The organism is Domibacillus sp. PGB-M46 (genome assembly GCF_022668875.1).
Taxonomy (GTDB): domain Bacteria; phylum Bacillota; class Bacilli; order Bacillales; family Domibacillaceae; genus Domibacillus.
On sequence record NZ_JAKGCR010000021.1, the window covers coordinates 23,558 to 43,242 of the forward strand.

Annotated in this window: 19 protein-coding genes and 2 pseudogenes; 15 read left to right on the top strand and 6 right to left on the bottom strand. The window is 43.3% G+C overall.

Features of this window, described 5'->3' with window-relative positions:
• Window positions 1–5: 5 nt before the first annotated feature.
• Window positions 6–845, top strand: a complete 840-nt coding sequence (locus L2D08_RS18405) for an ABC transporter permease (RefSeq protein ID WP_255822035.1) — start codon at window positions 6–8, stop codon at window positions 843–845.
• 85 nt (window positions 846–930) lie between these two features.
• On the opposite strand, the gene L2D08_RS18410 is transcribed toward L2D08_RS18405, so the two are convergent.
• Window positions 931–1,767 carry an alpha/beta fold hydrolase gene (locus tag L2D08_RS18410; RefSeq protein ID WP_242235992.1) on the bottom strand — a complete coding sequence of 279 codons (837 nt, stop codon included), beginning with the start codon at window positions 1,765–1,767 and terminating at the stop codon, window positions 931–933.
• 81 nt (window positions 1,768–1,848) lie between these two features.
• Window positions 1,849–2,271 carry an organic hydroperoxide resistance protein gene (locus tag L2D08_RS18415; RefSeq protein WP_304653940.1) on the bottom strand — a complete coding sequence of 141 codons (423 nt, stop codon included), beginning with the start codon at window positions 2,269–2,271 and terminating at the stop codon, window positions 1,849–1,851.
• 361 nt (window positions 2,272–2,632) lie between these two features.
• Here L2D08_RS18415 and L2D08_RS18420 point away from each other — a divergent pair, with 361 nt between their 5' ends.
• From L2D08_RS18420 to L2D08_RS18435, 4 genes are all read left to right on the top strand, one after another.
• Complete coding sequence (locus tag L2D08_RS18420) at window positions 2,633–3,994, top strand: cytochrome ubiquinol oxidase subunit I (RefSeq protein ID WP_242235993.1); 1,362 nt, start codon at window positions 2,633–2,635, stop codon at window positions 3,992–3,994.
• Window positions 3,995–4,006: 12 nt separating this feature from the next.
• Complete coding sequence (locus L2D08_RS18425) at window positions 4,007–5,041, top strand: cytochrome d ubiquinol oxidase subunit II (protein ID WP_242235995.1); 1,035 nt, start codon at window positions 4,007–4,009, stop codon at window positions 5,039–5,041.
• A 468-nt stretch (window positions 5,042–5,509) separates the two neighbouring features.
• Window positions 5,510–6,349, top strand: coding sequence for a class I SAM-dependent methyltransferase (locus L2D08_RS18430; protein WP_242235998.1), 840 nt, complete (start codon window positions 5,510–5,512; stop codon window positions 6,347–6,349).
• Between the two features lie 13 nt (window positions 6,350–6,362).
• On the top strand, window positions 6,363–6,869 hold the full coding sequence (locus L2D08_RS18435) for a DUF3916 domain-containing protein (RefSeq protein ID WP_242236001.1): 507 nt from the start codon (window positions 6,363–6,365) through the stop codon (window positions 6,867–6,869).
• 226 nt (window positions 6,870–7,095) lie between these two features.
• Here the strand turns inward: L2D08_RS18435 and L2D08_RS18440 are convergent, their stop codons facing one another.
• Complete coding sequence (locus L2D08_RS18440; protein ID WP_242236003.1) at window positions 7,096–7,302, bottom strand: hypothetical protein; 207 nt, start codon at window positions 7,300–7,302, stop codon at window positions 7,096–7,098.
• A gap of 741 nt (window positions 7,303–8,043) precedes the next feature.
• Here L2D08_RS18440 and L2D08_RS24555 point away from each other — a divergent pair.
• Together L2D08_RS24555 and L2D08_RS18445 are read left to right on the top strand one after the other, a co-directional pair.
• A pseudogene (locus L2D08_RS24555) lies at window positions 8,044–8,253 on the top strand (PhzF family phenazine biosynthesis protein); the annotation flags it as partial.
• A gap of 126 nt (window positions 8,254–8,379) precedes the next feature.
• A complete protein-coding gene (locus tag L2D08_RS18445; RefSeq protein WP_242236005.1) occupies window positions 8,380–8,634 on the top strand; it encodes a DUF7660 family protein in 255 nt (84 codons plus the stop codon).
• 160 nt (window positions 8,635–8,794) lie between these two features.
• Here L2D08_RS18445 and L2D08_RS18450 read toward each other — a convergent pair whose 3' ends face one another.
• Window positions 8,795–10,225 (bottom strand): amino acid permease, encoded by a 1,431-nt coding sequence (locus L2D08_RS18450; RefSeq protein WP_242236007.1) that lies wholly within the window; start codon window positions 10,223–10,225, stop codon window positions 8,795–8,797.
• Window positions 10,226–10,451: 226 nt separating this feature from the next.
• Entirely contained in the window at window positions 10,452–11,357 is a 906-nt protein-coding gene (gene rocF, locus L2D08_RS18455; protein WP_242236010.1) for an arginase, read from the bottom strand.
• 290 nt (window positions 11,358–11,647) lie between these two features.
• On the opposite strand from rocF, the gene pruA reads away from it, so the two are divergent.
• The 5 genes from pruA to L2D08_RS18480 all read left to right on the top strand — a co-directional run bounded on the left by pruA (window position 11,648) and on the right by L2D08_RS18480 (window position 17,097).
• Window positions 11,648–13,195: an L-glutamate gamma-semialdehyde dehydrogenase gene (gene pruA, locus L2D08_RS18460; protein ID WP_242236012.1), complete on the top strand. Its 1,548-nt coding sequence runs from the start codon at window positions 11,648–11,650 to the stop codon at window positions 13,193–13,195.
• A gap of 93 nt (window positions 13,196–13,288) precedes the next feature.
• Window positions 13,289–14,479 carry an ornithine--oxo-acid transaminase gene (locus tag L2D08_RS18465; protein WP_242236083.1) on the top strand — a complete coding sequence of 397 codons (1,191 nt, stop codon included), beginning with the start codon at window positions 13,289–13,291 and terminating at the stop codon, window positions 14,477–14,479.
• A 170-nt stretch (window positions 14,480–14,649) separates the two neighbouring features.
• Window positions 14,650–15,162, top strand: a complete 513-nt coding sequence (locus L2D08_RS18470; protein WP_242236014.1) for an acyl-CoA thioesterase — start codon at window positions 14,650–14,652, stop codon at window positions 15,160–15,162.
• A 33-nt stretch (window positions 15,163–15,195) separates the two neighbouring features.
• A complete protein-coding gene (locus tag L2D08_RS18475; protein WP_242236015.1) occupies window positions 15,196–15,495 on the top strand; it encodes a hypothetical protein in 300 nt (99 codons plus the stop codon).
• A 312-nt stretch (window positions 15,496–15,807) separates the two neighbouring features.
• The gene (locus L2D08_RS18480) at window positions 15,808–17,097 is read left to right on the top strand and encodes a Glu/Leu/Phe/Val family dehydrogenase (RefSeq protein ID WP_242236017.1); all 1,290 of its coding nucleotides are present in this window, start codon (window positions 15,808–15,810) and stop codon (window positions 17,095–17,097) included.
• 93 nt (window positions 17,098–17,190) lie between these two features.
• Here L2D08_RS18480 and L2D08_RS18485 read toward each other — a convergent pair whose 3' ends face one another.
• Window positions 17,191–17,544: a DUF5412 domain-containing protein gene (locus L2D08_RS18485; RefSeq protein WP_242236020.1), complete on the bottom strand. Its 354-nt coding sequence runs from the start codon at window positions 17,542–17,544 to the stop codon at window positions 17,191–17,193.
• Between the two features lie 324 nt (window positions 17,545–17,868).
• Here L2D08_RS18485 and L2D08_RS18490 point away from each other — a divergent pair.
• The 3 genes and pseudogenes from L2D08_RS18490 to L2D08_RS18500 all read left to right on the top strand — a co-directional run.
• Window positions 17,869–17,967: pseudogene (locus L2D08_RS18490) on the top strand (carboxylesterase); the annotation flags it as partial.
• A gap of 209 nt (window positions 17,968–18,176) precedes the next feature.
• Window positions 18,177–18,890, top strand: coding sequence for an ATP-binding cassette domain-containing protein (locus L2D08_RS18495; protein WP_242236022.1), 714 nt, complete (start codon window positions 18,177–18,179; stop codon window positions 18,888–18,890).
• Window positions 18,887–19,672, top strand: a complete 786-nt coding sequence (locus L2D08_RS18500; protein ID WP_242236024.1) for an ABC transporter ATP-binding protein — start codon at window positions 18,887–18,889, stop codon at window positions 19,670–19,672. Before L2D08_RS18495 ends, L2D08_RS18500 begins: the two co-directional genes overlap by 4 nt.
• Window positions 19,673–19,685: the final 13 nt, after the last annotated feature.

Sequence of the window (19,685 nt, forward strand, 5' to 3'; positions counted from 1 at the left end):
GGGAACTGAAAAATACAGCTTATTCCATCAATAAGAGCTTTGCAGCAGGTGTTGGTTTATTTCTTTTGATTATATTAACGGGTCTGTTTGCGCCGTGGCTGGCTCCACACGACCCGCTCGTCATTAACCTCTCTAACCGGCTCGCTCCTCCAAGCTGGGATTACCCATTTGGGACGGACCATTTAGGCCGCTGTGTTTTGTCACGCGTACTGTTTGGCACACGTGTAAGTGCTCTGTTTGCGTTTTTAATTGTTTTATGCACATTGGTCATCAGTCTGCCAATCGGGCTGGTCACCGGTTATATACGCGGAAAAGGCGGTCATTTATTTATGAGGGTGGTGGATGGTATTCTGGCGATTCCAGATATCGTATTAACGATTGCGATTGTGGGTATGCTCGGTCCAGGGCTTTTTAATATGACCATTGCAATCGTTTTAGTAAGATGGGCTGGCTATGTCCGCTTTATCCGCAGCCTTGTTTTAAATGTCTGCCAGGCAGATTATATTTGGTCTGCCAGAATGTCGGGAAATTCTCACATCCGTATTATGCGGCGTTATATTCTTCCTAAAGTTTCCCCGCCGCTCCTTGCCTACAGCGTATTGGATACAGGAAAAGCCGTACTGTTGATAGCGGGGCTGTCATTTCTCGGATTAGGCACACAGCCGCCGGCTCCGGAATGGGGAGGTATGCTTCATGATGCGACTGCTTATTTCCAGGCAGCACCGCATGTTATGATTTTTCCGGGGCTCGCTATTCTCCTTTTTGTGGCAGCCTGCCAGTTGATCGGTGAAAAGAGGGAAGTGTTAAAAGTTGATAGAGCCAAAGGGACGAAGTGGACAGCATAAGTTTTTGTATAAAGCAGCTTTTTAGACAAGCGGTGAAAGTAAAGAATAAAAAAAGGGAACTGACTATACAGTTCCCTTTTGTTGATTATTCCGAGAGAAATTTCAGTAAAGCGGTATTGAATTGTTCCGGGTGTGTAGCATTTAGTCCATGCGGTCCGCCTTCAATCACGACGAGCTGGCTGCTGGGAAGAAGTTCCTGAGTCAGTTTTCCGCTTGCTTCAAATGGTACAACCGAGTCTGAATCTCCATGAATAATCAAGGAAGGTATATGAATATTAGCTACATTAGAACGGAAGTCCGTGCGTGCAAACGCGCTGACACAGTCGAGCGTGCCCTTTGGCGAAGCGAATGCAGCAATATCACGGATATAATGACGGAACTCCTCACTAACCAAATCCGTTTTGTTCCCAGCAGTAAAGAAGTTCTTGGTGAATGTTTCAAGAAAAGCAATACGGTCTTTTTTAATACTAGCTTGAAAATCGGCGATAGTAGCTTCGTCCAAGGCACCTTCCGGATGGTCTTCCGATTTATACAAATACGGAGGAACCGCTGCAGCAAATACCGCTTTCTTGACTCTTTCGTCTCCGTATGTGCCAAGGTAGCGTGCCACTTCGCCGCCGCCCATTGAAAAGCCGACAAGCGTCACATCACGAAGATCCAAATGCTCGAGCAGTTTGTGTAGATCCGCTGAAAAGGTGTCATAGTCGTAGCCTTCCCACGGCTGTGAGGAATTCCCAAAGCCTCTGCGGTCATACGTGATGACCCGGTAGCCTGCTTCCACTAAAGCAGGAACCTGGGATTCCCAGGAACGTCCGCTCAGCGGCCAGCCGTGAATTAAAACAACCGGTTTTCCGTTTCCTACATCCTCATAGTATAGATCAATCGGTGAACTATTTTCCATGCCAACTTGTATATATGCCATATCTCCATTCTCCTTTTTAAAGCTGCCGGGGTAGCCGGAATGAGGGGGCAGGAATTGCTATTTACTTCAGGAACCGCTTATTTACACAACTTTTAAATTGACTTCAATATTTCCTCTTGTTGCTTTAGAGTACGGGCATACTTGGTGAGCAGCTTCTATAAGCTCCTGTGCTGTTTCCTTGTCTACACCTTCGATTTCCACTTCGAGGTCGGCGGCAATTTTAAAGCCGTCGTCCGCCTCATCATTTAAAATGGACACATTTGCCGTAACAGCTGTAGAAGTAACACCTTTCACGCCTTTTTTGCGGATCACCAGGTTCAAGGCTCCGTCAAAGCAGGCAGAGTAGCCAGCCGCAAATAATTGCTCCGGATTTGTTCCGTGGCCGCCCGGGCCACCCAGTCCTTCTGGCGTTTTTAAATCCAGGTCGAGTACGTTGTCAGAAGAAACCACGTGTCCTTGTCTGCCGCCTGATGCTGTTGCACTGCCTGTATACAATACTGCCATGTTTACATTCCTCATTTCTTTTTGAATTTTTGTTAAAGCGCATTTCATTTGTACCAATAAACTTCGGATCTTATGTAACATAAAAAAGAAAATACTTTTTGCACAAATATTTTTTCTCATGAAAAGCATTTGCTTTTTTGTTACCCTAACCCATTCATTATTTTTCCCTGCTATTACCAAAGTAAACATAGAGTTAAATTAGTACGCTCGACACTTTTCTTTAAAAAGGTTCGACCTAGTTCCTTTTTGTATGAGTTAGGAGCGATATTCCATAAAACACTCATCCTAGGTGAATGGTATAAGATTTAGTGAGATGGGGATAAATATGGACGAATCTTAACCCCGAGAGGACGAAGAAATAGTGGATGATTTAGTAATAGCTCGTTCTTTATTTGGGACGACGATGGCCTTTCATATTATATTTGCCACGATAGGCGTAGGGCTGCCGCTGATGATTTTAGTGGCTGAACTGCTTTACCAAAAAACAAAAGATTTGGACTACGTTGTCATGGCTAAGCGATGGACGAAGACATTTGCTATCCTGCTTGGCGTCGGTATTCCGACCGGCACGATTGCAGGTGTTCAGTTATCCTTGCTCTGGCCCGGTTTTATGGAAGTCGTCGGCCGAGTCATGCCGCTTCCTTTTCAAATTGAAATATATGCTTTTTTCGTAGAAGCTCTTTTCATGTCTATTTATGTGTATGCTGCCGAAAGAATTAAACCCTGGATGAGAATTGTAAGCCTCGTACTCGTTGCTTTAGGTGCTTTGGCTTCAGCAGTATTGATTACAAATGTCCATGCCTTTCAGGGAACACCGGCGGGTTTCCGGTATGAAAACGGGGAATTCTTAGACATTGACCCGTGGGCGGCATTTTTTAATCCAAGCTTTTTAGTAACGGCCGGGCACGTGGCGCTGTCTGCTTATGTCGTCGGCGCCTTTGCGGTTGGTTCTGTTGCAGCTTTTAAAATGATGAAAAATGAACGGGGATCCAGGGTTTATTTATTTCATCAGAAAGCACTCCTGATCAGTTTAGTAGTGGGGGGCGCCTTTGCGTTCTTTACCGCTTTAAATGGGCATGAATCCGCTCAGTATTTACATGAATACCAGCCGGAAAAGCTGGCTGCTGCAGAAGGGCTATTTGAAACCCAATCCCATGCGCCGCTCGCCATTGGTGGTTTTACAGACCGGGAAACGCAGGAGGTAAAGTGGGCGATTGAAATTCCCTGGGCGCTGAGCTTTCTCTCTGGAAACAGCTTCGATACGGTTGTAGTGGGCTTGAATGATTTTCCGGAAGAGTTTTGGCCGCCGCTCTATATACATACGTTATTTAACGTGATGGTCGGTATCGGCTCTCTGCTTATCCTGATTCCCATCCTCGTATTGATCTGGAAAAAAGGATTGAAAAAAAAGCACTATCCGAAGCCCGTGCTTTGGACACTAGTGGCCACCGGCCCGCTAGCCGTGATTGCTCTTGAATGCGGATGGATCTTTGCTTGTACAGGCCGCCAGCCATGGGTTATCTACCGGATTTTAAGCACAGCGGAGTCAGCCACAACCGCTACTAATTTAGGAACATTGTTTATCTTATTTATTATTGTATATGCAATATTAGGAACTGCAGTTGTATTTGTACTGCTGTACTTCTTCAGAAAAAATACAGAAATGGATGATATAAAGCGTGCAGAGAAAAAAGGGAAGCCGTTATACGGTTCCAATTCATAGGAGGATAGACAAATGGCTGATGCTCTGATTGCGATCACCGTGCTCTGGGGGTTTGTTTTTATTTACGCCGTTATGGCTACTATGGATTTCGGGGCGGGATTCTGGTCGATGATTTACATTAATCACGAGAAAACAAAAGCGACGAATGTAGCCAATCGATATTTATCTCCCACCTGGGAAGTGACCAACACGTTTATTGTTGCGCTTGTTGTGGCGGTTTATAGTCTTTTTCCAACTGCAGCTTACACGCTGGGCACCATCCTGCTCGTTCCTGGAAGTGCGATCCTGCTTTTGCTTGCTTTGAGAAGTGCTTTTTTAGTTTTTTCAAACATCGCCACAGAATATAAAAAGCCATTGACCTACATTTCAGGTATTGCAGGGATTATTATTCCCGGTCTGCTAATCAGTGTATTGCCCATTACACATGGAGAGTTTGTTGATTACACAAATGGTACAGCTAATTTAAATTTGGTCAGGCTGTTCACAAGCCCGAATGTGTATACATTTATTGGCTTTGCGGTCAGCAGTACTCTTTTCCTCTCCTCTTTATTACTAGCAGATTACTCAAAAGCATCGAAGGAAATGGAAGCTTACAAAGTGTATCTTCGGAATGGCAAAATATTAGGGCCTGTAACCTTGCTGATGGCTTTTCTGATTATGCTTACACTAGCCAATGAGGCCGAATGGTTATATGAGCGTATGATGGAAGACTTTGCGCTTCTGCTGCTTTCCGTCGGCTTCTTTTTAATTGTAGGAATTGGCTTGTATGGCTCGTCACCTTTTCAAAAAGGGGTCAAGGGAATGCCAAGGCTTTCCGTAATTGCTGTGGTCATCCAATACCTTATTGCCAGCTACGTTTATGGAAAAGCACATTTGCCTTATATCATTTATCCAAATGTGACCATTCAAGCCGCTTTTACAGATCCTAATTCATTCAGGGCTGTGTTTATCACGTATATCGTTGGTTTCGCCATTCTGTTCCCCGGCTTTTTTTACTTCTGGAGCTTATTTATGAATGATAAACGATATTTGCGGCAAAAAGGGTGACTCGTCTCTGTAGTGATCTTACGTGAAAATGAAGAAGCTATCATATACACAATTGAATACGTGAGGGAGCATGAATTCAGCAGTGATAGCTATCATTCCTGCTTATCTGTATAACCTGTTAAAGAAAAGCCAGCAATCATACTGCTGGCTTTTCTTTTTGATTTAATTTTCTTCCTTGACAAAACAGAAATTAAGGGGGGCGAGCAGGAAAAATATTGGGTTTGTTCTTGTATCTTCCTTTATATTTCCTTTAAGATTAAACATACCTTGAATCAATAAAAACTGCTCTATCGACTTTACATACTCAGAGCTGTTTTATCATCATGTATGCTGTATGTATTGAAAAGTAAATGATCTAAAAGAAGAACTATTAAAGCTTTTGACTTGTTCATATATACACCGAAGCAGTTTGCATAATGAGCATGTTATCTTCAAAAATACTATTGAGTTAGACTGGGAGAGAATAAGATGAAGGCAATAATTGAAAAAGGCTATGATTATATTGAGCTGTGGCAGGAATCGATGAAAGATCATAATGGACATATACCCGAGCGGTTAAGGGATGACCAGGCAGAAGAAGCTTTTTGGGCCTCTATGATGGAAAAGAAAACATCACATAAGCCGGATCCGTATGCAATAGCCGTGCAGCAGGAGCTTCTTCCTCTTTTACACAGTGACGACCATGTACTGGAAATTGGCCCTGGGTGGGGCAATTATACGTTTGATATTGCCGATCATGTTCAAAAGCTGACCGGTATAGACAGTTCAAAAAGTATTGTAGAGTTTTTGGAGTCACAGGCTGCTGCTAAAGGGGTAAGCAACCTGGAACTGATTTGCGCTAAATGGGAAATTGATAAAGAAAGTGAAAAGTATGACGTCGTATTTGGTTTTAATTGCTTCTATCGAATGTACGATATAGGAAAAGCTTTATTGAAAATGAATGAGTCCGCAAACCGGCTGGCTATTGTGGGAATGACAACAGGTCCTGAAAAGCCGCATTATATGGAGCTACATCAAATGGGCTACAGTATCAACCTAAGGCGCCGGGATTATATCCACATCTTAAACGTGCTGCACCAGCTTGGCATTATGGCCAGCTGCAAGATGGTGAAGCTGCAAAGCCGGAAATGCTATTCTTCCTATGAACAGTTAGTGAAGGATAATAGTACGAAAATTTTAGACGCTCACTACGACCTTCAAGATGTAGAGTGTGTGTTACGTAAATATGTGATAGAAAAGAACGGTACATACGAATACGTATATCCATTTCACGCTGCTTTAATGTATTGGGAGCCAGTGTTTATCTGAAAGGAAAGATCGAATGAGTAAACAAAAAGTGAGGGGCTTAAAAAGAAAAACAAGAAATATGATTGCGCTGATTGAATATCATACGAGGGAATTTCCTGATGATTTTTACAAGCATTACTGGCATATGCACCTGCCTATAGCCCAGCATTTTATCGACTCTGAAAAAACGCCTGCTAGTATTAAACGACTTTGTATGCAGGCTTTAATCGACAGGGCAGCCCATTTGATTGATATCAAACCAGTAAATCAGCAGCACTATCGTGTTGTTGCATCCATCAGCTTACCTGGCTTAAGGGATTCCCAGATGATCGTCTTCGAAGGCGATCACTATTTTAACAGATTTTTTAAAAGGGACGACGAATACCAAAAATGGATTCCTTTATCCGAGCAAAAAAATATTGCAGCAGAGTGGGGATTATCTATTCCGGGAAACATGCATGTCCTGGGGTTTAGAGAAGAAATAGTAGATGAAGATGAAACATATGAAGGAGAGGTATGGTTTATCGGAGAATTAGTATAAGTAACATGAGGAGAGAAAAAACTGTTTTCCAATTCAGTCTTTAAGAAATACTTTTTTCGGTTAAAAGCACACTTAAATCAAGCGCTGTACAAAAACTGAGCTTTTTTCTCCTTTAAGATACCTCTTCGTTTTTGTGGTTGCTTTCCTAGGTGGGGAAGTATCTATGTAAATTTTAATTAATTGCCACTAGGTAAGGGATCATGTAACCGTTGAATGAATGTATAGGTTACATGATTTTTTTATTTCTTTTTCTTCGATACGAGTAAGCCGCCATAAGCAATAAAACAATAATAAATAAGACATCCAGGTAATCCGCAAATTCTTTAAAGAAAAAGCGACTGACCAACACGGCCCATAAACTCACCAAGAGTAGCGGGTAAACATAAACTTGCTTTCTCAAAATGCCCACTTCCTTTTTAACTACCCGATTCATTCATTCTACCCTTATATTCGTCCCAATAAAAGATCAATAAAGGAGCCTTAGAACGTTATTTCGCCAAGCAGCAACCCTATGCAGGGAAGCTAGAATAATGGCAAGAATTTTATCCATTACCCGTATAGGGCGTAGGTGTTCATAAAGGCTATCCATTAAGTGGGATTCTGGTAAAACAAGGAAAGTAGATATGCCTACTACGAAGAGCTCTGTACGGTCAAATGGTTTGCTGATATGTTCATTGTAGTAAGAGCCCACCGCGATAAATCCACTAATGAGGATGAACTGATAAGCGAAAAATCTAAGATGGCTCAGGTTTAAATGGCTCCTATGCTGTAGATGTTTTATAGATGATAGCAGGTTTTAGGTTAGTGCAAAATATAAAGCCAGAAAGGATTAAAGCGAGCAATACAGTAAAGAAGCGGAAGCGGCTTTTTATGAGTTTTTCACCTTTAGCAATATAGCCGCCGATATTGGCAACGCTATAGTCGGCATTCCATTTTGTATGATGCCTTACTATACAAAAAAACAATACGATATTCATACAAATGGTTAATGAACCGGGATAGACAGTCATTCATTTCTGGTAGAGAAAGTGAAGGCCGATATGTCATAAATTATGCTTAATTTAACCAATTAAGGTATAATAGTGATGATTTTGAGACGAGCAGGCACATTTACATAAGTAAGGGGAACTCATTGTAGGAGAGGTGGACGTATAAGCATACCAATGCGTTTAGTTCGATTCCTGAGAAAGGGAATCCGGCTAGCGTTGTGTTAAACAGTAATGATTATACGGAAAAACAGATGTTAGCCATCGCAGCGGCAGTAGGATTTAACGAAACTGTTTTGTTGTTTCTTCAGATGAAGCTGATTTTCGAATTCGGTATCACGCCTGGACATGAAATGAATTTGTGCGGGCATGCGGCAATGGGAGGATTATGCTTTTAGAATGAGCGGCTTACTGGAACAATCCCATCTTATGATTGAACAAATGCTGGTGTCCTGCCTATATATAATAGTAAAGGACATGATTTGCCGCCAGTTGAGGAACTTATAAAAGAAGGAGATATAGGAATGGAACTATATAAAAGTATAGATTCTATCACAAGCAGGGAAGATTTAGCGAGGTTTATTTCCCTTTTAAGGATAGACCTGCAAAATAATAAAGCTCAATGGGAGAATCCCACACTTGAAAGGTATTTAGAAGCAATGGAAGCGTGGGTGATCGATATGGATGGGTATTATCAAAACAGGCAAGAGCCTAAGCCAGAACAGCCATCATGGAAGACTGTAGCGGATATATTGTACGCCTCAAGTATGTATGAGTAAAAAGGACGTGCAAAAGGCATTTCTTATTTATATACATCTTTCGTTACAATCATTCTGCCATAAAAAAAGCGATCTTTCTTTTTAGGAGAAAGATCGCTTTTTATAATTTCATCCATTGCTCGCCTGTCCTTCATTTAGCGGAAAAGCGCAGTTATCTTTTTTAAAGCAGCATTTTTTTATCAGCTGACAATTGAATTTCCTGCTGTTCTTTTTCAATCGCCTGGTTTTTCTTGATCTTCAAGTGATAGATCGCATAGCAGGCTAGCATAAATGGAACCCCGCAATAAAGGGCAAGCCGCTGGTCTGGATTAAATGCCATGCTGACCAGGACAGTGCAGTTCAGCACAAGGCCCAGCAGCGGAAGAAACGGATAAAGAGGCGCTTTGAATTTCAAGTCCGCTACATTGCCGCCTTCCCGGACGTATTTTCTGCGGAACGCAATCTGGGAAGCGGTGATGGAAATCCAGCCGACCTGGGCACCGAGACCGGCAATAGAAAGCAGCCAGAGAAAGACGGTTTCTTCTGCAAAAAAGCCGGATAACAGCGATAGAAGAGCGATGCCAAGCGTCAAAATAAGCGAGTTCATCGGAATGCCTTTTTTGTTTACTCTTGCCAGGGCAGGAGTCGCCATGCCTTCTTTCGAAAGCGAGTACAGCATGCGGGAAGCCGCATACAGGCCCGAGTTTCCAACTGACAAAAGAGCCGTCAAAATAACAAAGTTCATAATATCAGCCGCATACGGAATACCGATGCTGTCGAGCACCAAAACAAACGGGCTTTCCGTTACGCCTGCCTGGTCCGAAGGAATTAAGCCGGCCAGGACAAAAATCGATAAGACAAAGAATACAAGGGTGCGCCACACCGACTGTTTGATCGACTTTGGAATGGTTTTTTCCGGGTTTTCACTTTCCCCAGCCGCAATCCCGATTAATTCAGTTCCCTGGAATGAAAAGTTAACCGCAATCATCGTAATCAGCAGGGCGGTGACGCCGTGTGGAAGCAGGCCGTCCGAGGCATAGTTCGAGAAAAAGGGTGCTTCCTGGCCGCCTTTCATGTCAATCAGTCCAAACATCGCCGCGCCGCCGAGAATAATAAACAAAAGGATCGCCACAATTTTAATGCCGGAGAACCAGAATTCTGCTTCCCCAAATGCCCTGGCCGACAGGGCATTGAGTGAGAAGAGCAGAACGGCAAACACCGCACACCAAATCCATGTCGGTATATCAGGAAACCATCTGCCCATCAGCTGTCCGGCAGCCAGAAATTCCAAGGCAACGGTAACGGCCCAGCCGAGCCAGTATGTCCAGCCGAGAGCAAAGCCTGCACCAGGGCCGATAAATTTTGTGGTATACGTCTGGAAAGAACCGGAGACAGGCATCGCCACTGCCAGTTCCCCAAGGCAGACCATCGTTAAATACATCACAAAGCCGCCGACTAAAAATGCTAAAATGGCTCCCCCGGCTCCGGCTTGATTAATCGTATAGCCCGATCCGAGGAACAAGCCAGAGCCGATAACCCCTCCGAGTGAGATCATAAATAAGTGTCTGGTCTTCATGGTTCGTTGTAGTTCTTGGTTTTCAGTTACTTTCATTGTAGTTCCTCCCTTGCTCCTAGAATTTGGTAACGCTTTCATAAGATCTATGCCTTATACTTTTTCATATGCAAGTTTTGTGCCAGCTCAAAGCGTCTGCAGAAAGAGCTTAAAATAAAGGGATAATCTAAGATTAGCGTGAAGCAGTGCAAATTTTTCTGTCGTTTAGATTGAAAAATTTGCACTTATGAAAAGATTCTAACTATTTTTGTTTACATTTAGATCATTAAAGCAGCTTTTCCCCGAACAAAGAGCAAATAAGTGCAACAGCAGCATTTCCTGTTTTGTTCTTTTCATCTAAAATCGGGTTTACTTCCACAAATTCCGCGGATGTAATAATACCTTCCTCCTCAAGCATTTCCATTGCAAGATGGCCTTCGCGATATGTAATGCCGCCTGGCACAGGTGTTCCAACGCCTGGTGCTTCCTGCGGATCTAGTCCATCCAGATCAAGCGAAAGGTGAACCCCATTCGTTCTTTCCCGCAAGTAGCTGATCGTTTCCTGCATAACGGAAGTCATGCCAAGGCGGTCAATTTCATGCATCGTGTACACCTTAATGCCTTTTTCTTTAATTAATTCTCTTTCTCCATCATCCAAGTCACGGGCACCGATAATAACAATGTTTTCAGGTTTGATTTTGGGAGCATAACCGCCAATGTTGGTAAGGAGAGGATGTCCAAGTCCAATACTTACAGCAAGAGGCATTCCGTGAATATTTCCTGAAGGGGATGTTTCCGCCGTATTTAAATCTCCATGGGCATCAAACCAAATAACACCTAAATTCGGGTTGTCCTTTGCGACTCCTGCGAGCGTACCGATCGCAATACTATGATCGCCTCCAAGTATCAAAGGAAATCGATCCTGCGCGGTGCTTTCCTGGATTTTTTTTGCGAGCAATTCATTTCCTTCTGCAACAGCTGCAAGATTTTTTAAATTGGTATCGGGATCAGCAGCCGCTCTTTCTTTTAATTCTACGGTGATATTGCCTTCATCATATACGGCATAGCCGAGCTGTTCAAGCTGCTCTTCGACTCCGGCGTAGCGGATCGCACTTGGACCCATATCTACACCGCGGCGGGTTTGTCCTAAATCCATTGGTACACCAATAATAGAAACGTTTCTGTTTTTCATTTTTGTAACCTCCCTGGCTGTTGTACTATCGTTATCTATTAAAAACACAAAAATGAAAACGGTTCAACTAGACATTTTTTTGAATAAATATACATTTGTATTCATTTGTGAGAATTGGAGGTTTTTTTGATGAATACAAAATAATTTTATTTTTTGCTTTTCGCAAAAAAAATTTGCGCTTTGGACAAAAAGCCTCAGGGAAAAACGCAAAGAAATTAGCTTTTTCAAGTTGGCACGGATATTGCAATAGATTGGGTGAGGGTGAAAAAAACTTATTGGAGGGACACATCGTGGTGATTACGTACAAACATGAACCATTTACGGATTTTTCAAGAGAAGAAAACAAGCAGGCATTTAAAGAGGCGCTTGCCTATGTAAATACACAGCTTGGAAAAGAATACCCGCTTGTGATCGGGGGAGAGAAAATCACTTCGGATAAAAAAGCTGTTTCTATTAATCCAGCCCAAAAAGAAGAAGTGATTGGAACGATTTCGTTAGCGGATAAAGAGCGCGCAGAACAAGCGATGCAGGCAGCACTGCAGGCCTTTGAAAAATGGAAAACAGCAGACCCGGAATTTCGTGCCAATATCCTGTTCCGTGCAGCGGCGATCATTCGTCGCCGTAAGCATGAATTCTCCGGCTACCTTGTGAAAGAGGCAGGGAAGCCGTGGAAAGAAGCCGACGCAGATACAGCAGAAGCCATCGACTTTTTAGAGTATTATGCCCGCCAAATGATTGAACTAAAAAATGGCGCGCCGGTAGAAAGCCGTCCTGGTGAGAACAATAAATTTTCGTATATTCCATTAGGCGTTGGGGTCGTGATCTCGCCATTTAACTTCCCGCTTGCGATTATGGCCGGCACCGTCGTAGCCGCTATTGTCACAGGAAATACGGTTCTATTAAAACCAGCTGCCGCTACTCCGGTTATCGCTGCAAAGTTTGTAGAAGTAATGGAGCAGGCAGGATTGCCGGCAGGCGTGTTAAATTATGTGCCGGGCAGCGGAGCAGAGATCGGCGACTATCTTGTTGACCATCCTAAAACACGCTTTGTTTCTTTTACAGGCTCCCGTGAAGTTGGATGCCGGATTTATGAACGGGCTGCGAAAGTACATCCAGGACAAATCTGGTTAAAGCGTGTCATTGCTGAAATGGGCGGAAAAGATACCGTACTCGTGGATAAAGATGCGGACCTGGACTTGGCAGCTTCTTCGATCGTGTATTCTGCTTTCGGATTCTCCGGCCAGAAATGCTCAGCCGGCTCCCGGGCAGTTGTACACCAGGATGTGTATGACGAGGTACTTGAAAAAGCGGTTGCTTTAACAAAAACCCTGACACTGGGCAGCCCTGAAGAGAGCGGTACATATATGGGTCCTGTCATTGACGAGAGAGCATACAAAAAAATTATGGAATACATCGAAATTGGTAAGGAGGAAGGACGCCTTGTGGCCGGCGGTGAAGGAGATCAAACAAAAGGCTATTTTATTCAGCCAACGATTTTTGCGGATGTAAAAGAAAAAGACAGACTGATGCAGGAAGAAATTTTCGGTCCTGTAGTGGCTTTTTGCAAAGCGGATGATTTTGACCGCCTGCTGGCGATTGGAAACAACACAGAATACGGCTTAACGGGTGCACTGCTTTCCAAGAACCCTTATCATCTTGAGCGTGCGGAAAAAGAATTTCATGTAGGAAACCTGTATTTTAACCGGGGCTGTACGGGTGCCATTGTCGGCTACCAGCCATTTGGCGGTTTCAATATGTCGGGTACAGACTCTAAAGCAGGCAGCCCGGATTATTTGCTGCTGCATATGCAGGGAAAAACGATCTCGGAAACATTTTAAGTAAAAAAGCATCTGTATATCCGGCTGGTGTACAGATGCAGTTTTTCGAATTGAATCAAACAACTAATAGGGGGAACGAACATGGCAATATCAATGACACATTCAGAAAAAGTGATTCAGCAAACAGAAGAATTTGGCGCCCATAACTATCATCCGCTGCCGATCGTCGTTTCGGAGGCGGAAGGTGTTTGGATAAAAGACCCGGAGGGCAGCCGTTATATGGATATGCTGAGTGCGTACTCCGCGGTAAACCAGGGGCATCGCCATCCGAAAATCATTCAGGCGCTGAAAGACCAGGCAGACCGGGTTACTCTGACTTCTCGTGCTTTTCACAATGACCAGCTCGGACCCTGGTATGAAAAAATCTGCACGCTGACGAGAAAAGAAATGGCTCTTCCGATGAATACAGGGGCCGAAGCTGTAGAAACAGCGATCAAAGCTGCCCGCCGCTGGGGCTATGAAGTAAAAGGGATTGCAGACAACCGGGCTGAAATCATCGCGTGCATCGGAAACTTCCATGGCCGTACAATGGCAGCGGTTTCTCTTTCTTCAGAAGCAGAATATCAAAGAGGGTTTGGACCGATGCTTCCGGGCATTAAGCTGATTCCATATGGCAATCTTGAAGCACTGAAAGCAGCGATCACACCGCAGACAGCTGCTTTTATCATAGAGCCGATCCAGGGAGAAGCTGGAATTATTGTGCCGCCGGCAGGGTTTTTAAAGGAAGCGGCTGCTTTATGTAAAGAAAATAATGTCTTATTTATTGCTGATGAAATCCAGGTAGGCCTGGGACGGACAGGCCGTCTGTTTGCCTGTGAGTGGGAAGGTGTAGAACCGGATATGCTGATTCTTGGAAAAGCACTGGGCGGCGGAGTATTCCCAATTTCCTGTGTGGTCGCTAACGCCGGTATCTTAGGCGTTTTCAATGCCGGATCTCATGGCTCGACATTTGGAGGCAATCCGCTTGCTTGTGCGGTATCAACTGCTTCTCTTGATGTGATTGAAGAAGAACAGCTTGTGCAGCGTTCAGAAGAGCTCGGCAATTATTTGAAAGAGCAGCTTTCAAGTATCGATCATCCTTCTATTAAAGAGGTAAGAGGACGCGGACTGTTTATTGGGATGGAATTGAATGAGCCCGCCCGTCCATACTGTGAACAGCTGAAGGAAAAAGGGCTGTTGTGTAAAGAAACACATGAAACCGTAATTCGCTTTGCACCTCCTTTGGTCATTTCCAGAGAAGAATTAGACTGGGCCATTGACAAGATCAAGCAGGTATTTGCTTAAGGGTAAGCTTCATAAATAAGGAAGGCTTGTTTTGAGCTGTTTATGAAAAAAATACCATTTTATAAGCGGCTTCCCATTTATAAAGTCTGATAGGGTTATATGTCATAAGGTGCATGTAAAGATCTCTTCACTAAATAAGAATAAGAGAAGAAGGAACGAGGAAAAGAAGCATGGATGCGAAATATTGCAGGGAGTCAAAGGTGATACGAACAACGAGAGTATTTCCCAGTGATGTGAATAATCATAATACATTGTTTGGCGGCCGGTTAATGAATCATTTGGATCAAGTTGCCTCCACATCCGCAGCACGCCACAGCCGGAGAGACTGTGTAACAGCATCGGCCGATTCAATTGATTTTTGGAATCCGATTCAAACAACCGACTCGGTTTGTTTTGAATCTTATGTATCATGGACCGGCGTATCCTCCATGGAGGTATTTGTAAAGATCATTACAGAGGACTTGAAAAGCGGGAAAAGAAAAATCGCAGCGACTGCATTATTAAACTTTGTAGCACTGGACCAGCATAAAAAACCGACACCCGTTCCAAAGGTGATTCCTGAAACAGAAGAAGAAAAAAGATTGAATGAAAGTGCTGCCGAGCGTGCCAGAATGAGAAAAGAAAGAAAGAAAAAAAGTCAAGAATTAACCGTTTTTATTACCACTGATCATCCTTGGGACTGATTCAAATACATTTGGGGAGAAAAAGATATTGCAATGATCAAAAACTGCTCAAGTTTTCAAGAAATGAAACGCTGCTTTGAAGAAAACGCTGATATTGTACAGGAAATTGACGAAATTCATATTGTGGAAGAAGGCTTTACCGACTTAACGTATAAACTGTACGCGCCCGATTCTATTACCTTCTCCAATAAAACGTATTATAGGCTGGCCAAGTATCAAAAATGGCTGACCGTTTACTTTGACGAAAAAGCAGACAAGATTTTAAAAATGGAATATGGCATGATCGGCTCTAAATGGAAAGAGCATAGCTGGGCAAAAACAGTCAGCAGCTGATCCGCCAGCTTATTGGAATAACAGAGACAAAAAACATATAGAAGCTAACGGCAGCTAAAGAGGTTTGGCTGTAAGGGAGGCTTTCTTGACATACTAACGGAAGCGATTTCAAATTTGTGAAAATCAGACTCTAAAGCGAGAGTCATTTATCATGCTCAATTAAAACAGTCATCATCCCGCAAAAGATTTTACGCAGGGAAGCAGATGAAACATAGACCCGGTTTGCGCTTTCTTCAGTGATTTGGCGCGAAGAAAGGCACTTGTTAAACAGATACGTATTTAAAACAAAACAAACTACTATGAGGTGAGAATATGGCTATTATTAAAAAAACAGCACCAATTCCTAAAGAACAAAAGAAAAAAGAGAACGTCAGCTTATTCCGGTCAACGCAAGAAATTATTCATCAAGCGCTTACAGAGTTAGGGTACTCAGAATCTTTGTATGAGCTGCTAAAAGAGCCGATGCGGATGATGACTGTTCGGATTCCGGTAAGAATGGATAACGGAGAAGTAAAAGTATTTACCGGTTACCGTGCACAGCACAATGATGCGGTCGGACCTACAAAGGGCGGCGTCCGCTTTCATCCTCATGTGACAGAAGAAGAAGTAAAAGCGTTATCCGTATGGATGACGTTAAAATGCGGTATTACGAACCTTCCTTATGGAGGAGGAAAAGGCGGCATTATCTGCGATCCGCAGCAAATGTCAATGAGAGAGCTTGAACAATTAAGCCGCGGATACGTACGAGCCATCAGCCAGATTGTAGGTCCGTCAAAAGATATTCCAGCTCCAGATGTTTACACAAATTCACAGATTATGGCCTGGATGCTTGATGAATACAGCCACATCCGTGAATTCGATTCACCTGGATTTATTACAGGAAAGCCTTTAGTACTCGGAGGATCACATGGAAGAGAAACAGCGACTGCCCAAGGGGTTATGATTTGTATCGAAGAAGCTTTAAATAAAAAAGGGATTGAATTAAAAGGTGCCCGTGTGGTTATACAGGGATTTGGGAATGCCGGCAGCTTCTTGGCTAAATTCCTGCATGCAGAAGGTGCAAAAATTATTGGCGTTTCCGACGTGTTTGGTGGCATTTACGAGCCGGAAGGGCTGGATATTCCGTATTTGCTGGACCGCCGGGACAGCTTTGGCAATATCACCAATCTTTTTGAAGACACGATCACCAACCAAGAGCTGCTGGAGCTTGACTGTGATATCCTAGTTCCCGCTGCTATTTCGAATCAAATTACAGAAGAAAATGCAGACAGAATTAAAGCATCCGTTGTGGTGGAAGCAGCAAATGGCCCAACTACGCTGGAGGCTACCAAAATATTAAGCGAACGCAATGTGCTGCTTGTGCCAGATATACTGGCGAGTTCGGGCGGGGTGACGGTTTCTTACTTTGAGTGGGTTCAAAATAATCAAGGCTATTACTGGACAGAGGAAGAAGTCATGGAAAAGCTTCAAAAAGTGATGGTTTCATCATTTGAAAATATCTATCAAACGTCAAAATCTTTACAGGTTGATATGCGCCTGGCTGCTTATATGGTCGGAATCAGACGTGTAGCAGAAGCTTCAACGTTCCGGGGCTGGGTTTGAAAAAGAACAAGAGAGGACGTTTCCTATTAAGAAAGGAGCCCATACGTTAAATAGTATGGGCTCCTCTTTTGATTTAGGAATCAAGGTGCTTTTTCAATTTTTTCGAAAATCAAACACATCATGAGGGACATCCAGCCGATGACCATTAATGATGACTGTATCCTGATCCAGCCATTTTATCAAGGCTTGTTGCTCATGATAATTCCAGTAAATATTTTTTGGCTTTTTGTTTTCTCTATTAAAATGTAATTCACCGCGAACCGCAAAATCAGTAGTGGCTCCTCCACTAGAAACATAAGCTTTGACGGTATAGTCTCCATTTGGAGAATCTGCTTCTGAAATGAAATCGCCCTTTGGCAAACGGCCCATATCAAAAAAAGCCCAGTAAATACCGTATCCTAATAAGATCAAGAGGAGCAGAGGGATAATTATTTTCTTTTGTCTCAATTCTTTTCCTCCAAAAATTCAGCTCTAAAATAGTTCTTTTCAGTACAATTTTTGATTATACGTGAAGAGGCTGGATCTGAATATGGACTAAACTGAAAAAGTAAGAAAAGTTTACTGATATATATACAGTTGCCGATATATGGAATACTTTACTGGTTGATACAGGTAACTTCTAATGGATAATATGCATGAAACATATGACTAATAGGCATTATTCACTTTAGGTTTTCATTTGTATAGTAGAGATGTTAGATAAAGCAAAACGTACAAAAGCAGCTCACACATGAAATAGATGATTATGTCATTTTGGTTTTGGGGGAAAGGATAAAAGTTGTGGCACCTAAGTCTTTTACCTACCGTGATGGAAATAAAGCAGTTCTTTTATTGCACGGGTTTACAGGAGATACGATTGATGTAAGCCTTAAATTAAAAGCATGATTCCTGCTAGGAATCATGCTTTTTTTGTTGTCCGTGTTAAAAAAGGGTTCAACAAAGCTGTCGGTATCAGTGGTTTCTTACATCATATTTTTCATTCGGTTTGCGATGATTTAAAATAGATGGGTACACATTGATTTACAGCTAATATATTTAAACAGATTGTTCACCACTTTAAAGAGGATTTGATAAGCAGTATGGAACAACCTTTATTGAAAGTCGAAAACATAGAGATTTCCAGCGTTGAGGGCAGGCAGGCTAAACCGCTTGTTCGAGATGTGTCATTTGAGCTGTACAGGGGAGAGATGGTCGCTTTAACAGGACCGAGCGGCTGTGGAAAAAGTGTAACCGCTCATGCACTGGCTGGGATGCTCGAAAAGAGCTGTATGGTCACCAGTGGACATATTTATTATAAAGGACAGCCTATTATGTGCAATGACGAAGCAGGCTGGCAGCAGCTGCGCGGCCGGGAAATTGCGCTTTTGATCCAGCACTCGCTTAACGGGTTAGATCCGATCCGTACGGTGAAAAAGCAAATGGTTGAGACGCTGAACCAAACAAAAAAGCGGCCTAAAAAAGAAGCTGCCGCCTGCCTGCATACACTTTTAACACAAGTCGGTTTTGTGGAGCCGGAAGCCATTTTATCTGCTTATCCGTTTGAACTCAGCGGAGGCATGCGCCAGCGTGTGCTGCTGGCTATGATGCTGAGCCTGGAGCCTAAACTTTTAATTGCCGATGAACCGACTACCGCGCTCGATGTCATTAATAGGGAAAAGGTATTAAGGCTTTTTAAAAAGCTTCAAGCCGAATTAGGGCTGACAATTTTGCTTATTTCCCATGATCACGATAGTGTAAGCCGATTTGCTGACCGGGTCGTGCAGATGAAGGAAGGAGGGCTGGTACATATATGATTCTCGAACTTCAAAATGTCACAAAGGAATACACGAAGCGGAGAGGGCTGTTTAAGCCAGCCGCTTCGTTTAAAGCGGTTCATGGAGTCAGCTTCTCCATTGCAAAAGGAGAAAGCATGGGGCTTGTGGGAGAAAGCGGCTGCGGAAAAAGCACGCTGGCCAAGCTGATTATGAATATGGAATCTCCTACATCAGGGCAAATCAAAGTAAAAGGACAGCCGGTTGGCAGAAGAGGGAAAGACACATACATATACAAGCATGCTCAGCTTGTTCTTCAGGATGCCTCCTCTTCTTTATATCCGGGTATGTGTGTAAGGGAGGTACTGGAAGAGCCTTTACGGAACTTTCATTCTTTCGATAAAGAAGGCCGTTTAGCGGCATGCAGAGAACTGCTCGATTTAGTAGGCCTTGATGCTTCCTTTTTGTCTCGATATCCGCATGGGCTGAGCGGGGGACAGAAGCAGCGGGTTTGTATCGCGAAAGCATTAGCCGCCCGGCCGGATTTAATTATTTTTGATGAATCAATCGCGAGCCTTGACCCGCCTTCACAAAACGCGATTGTTCGTATGCTGAAGCAGGTTCAAAAACAGCAGCAAATCGCCTTTTTATTTATTACGCATGACCTTCAATCGGCCGAGCAGCTTTGTGGCCGCATCATGGTCATGTATGAAGGAGAGATTATTGAAACGGTTCAACCAGGGAATCACCGGAGCTTCAGTCATCCTTACACCCGCTTGCTTTTTCAGTCACGGCTAAATGAAAAAGCTGAACAGCTTATTTAGCTGCAAGCGAAAA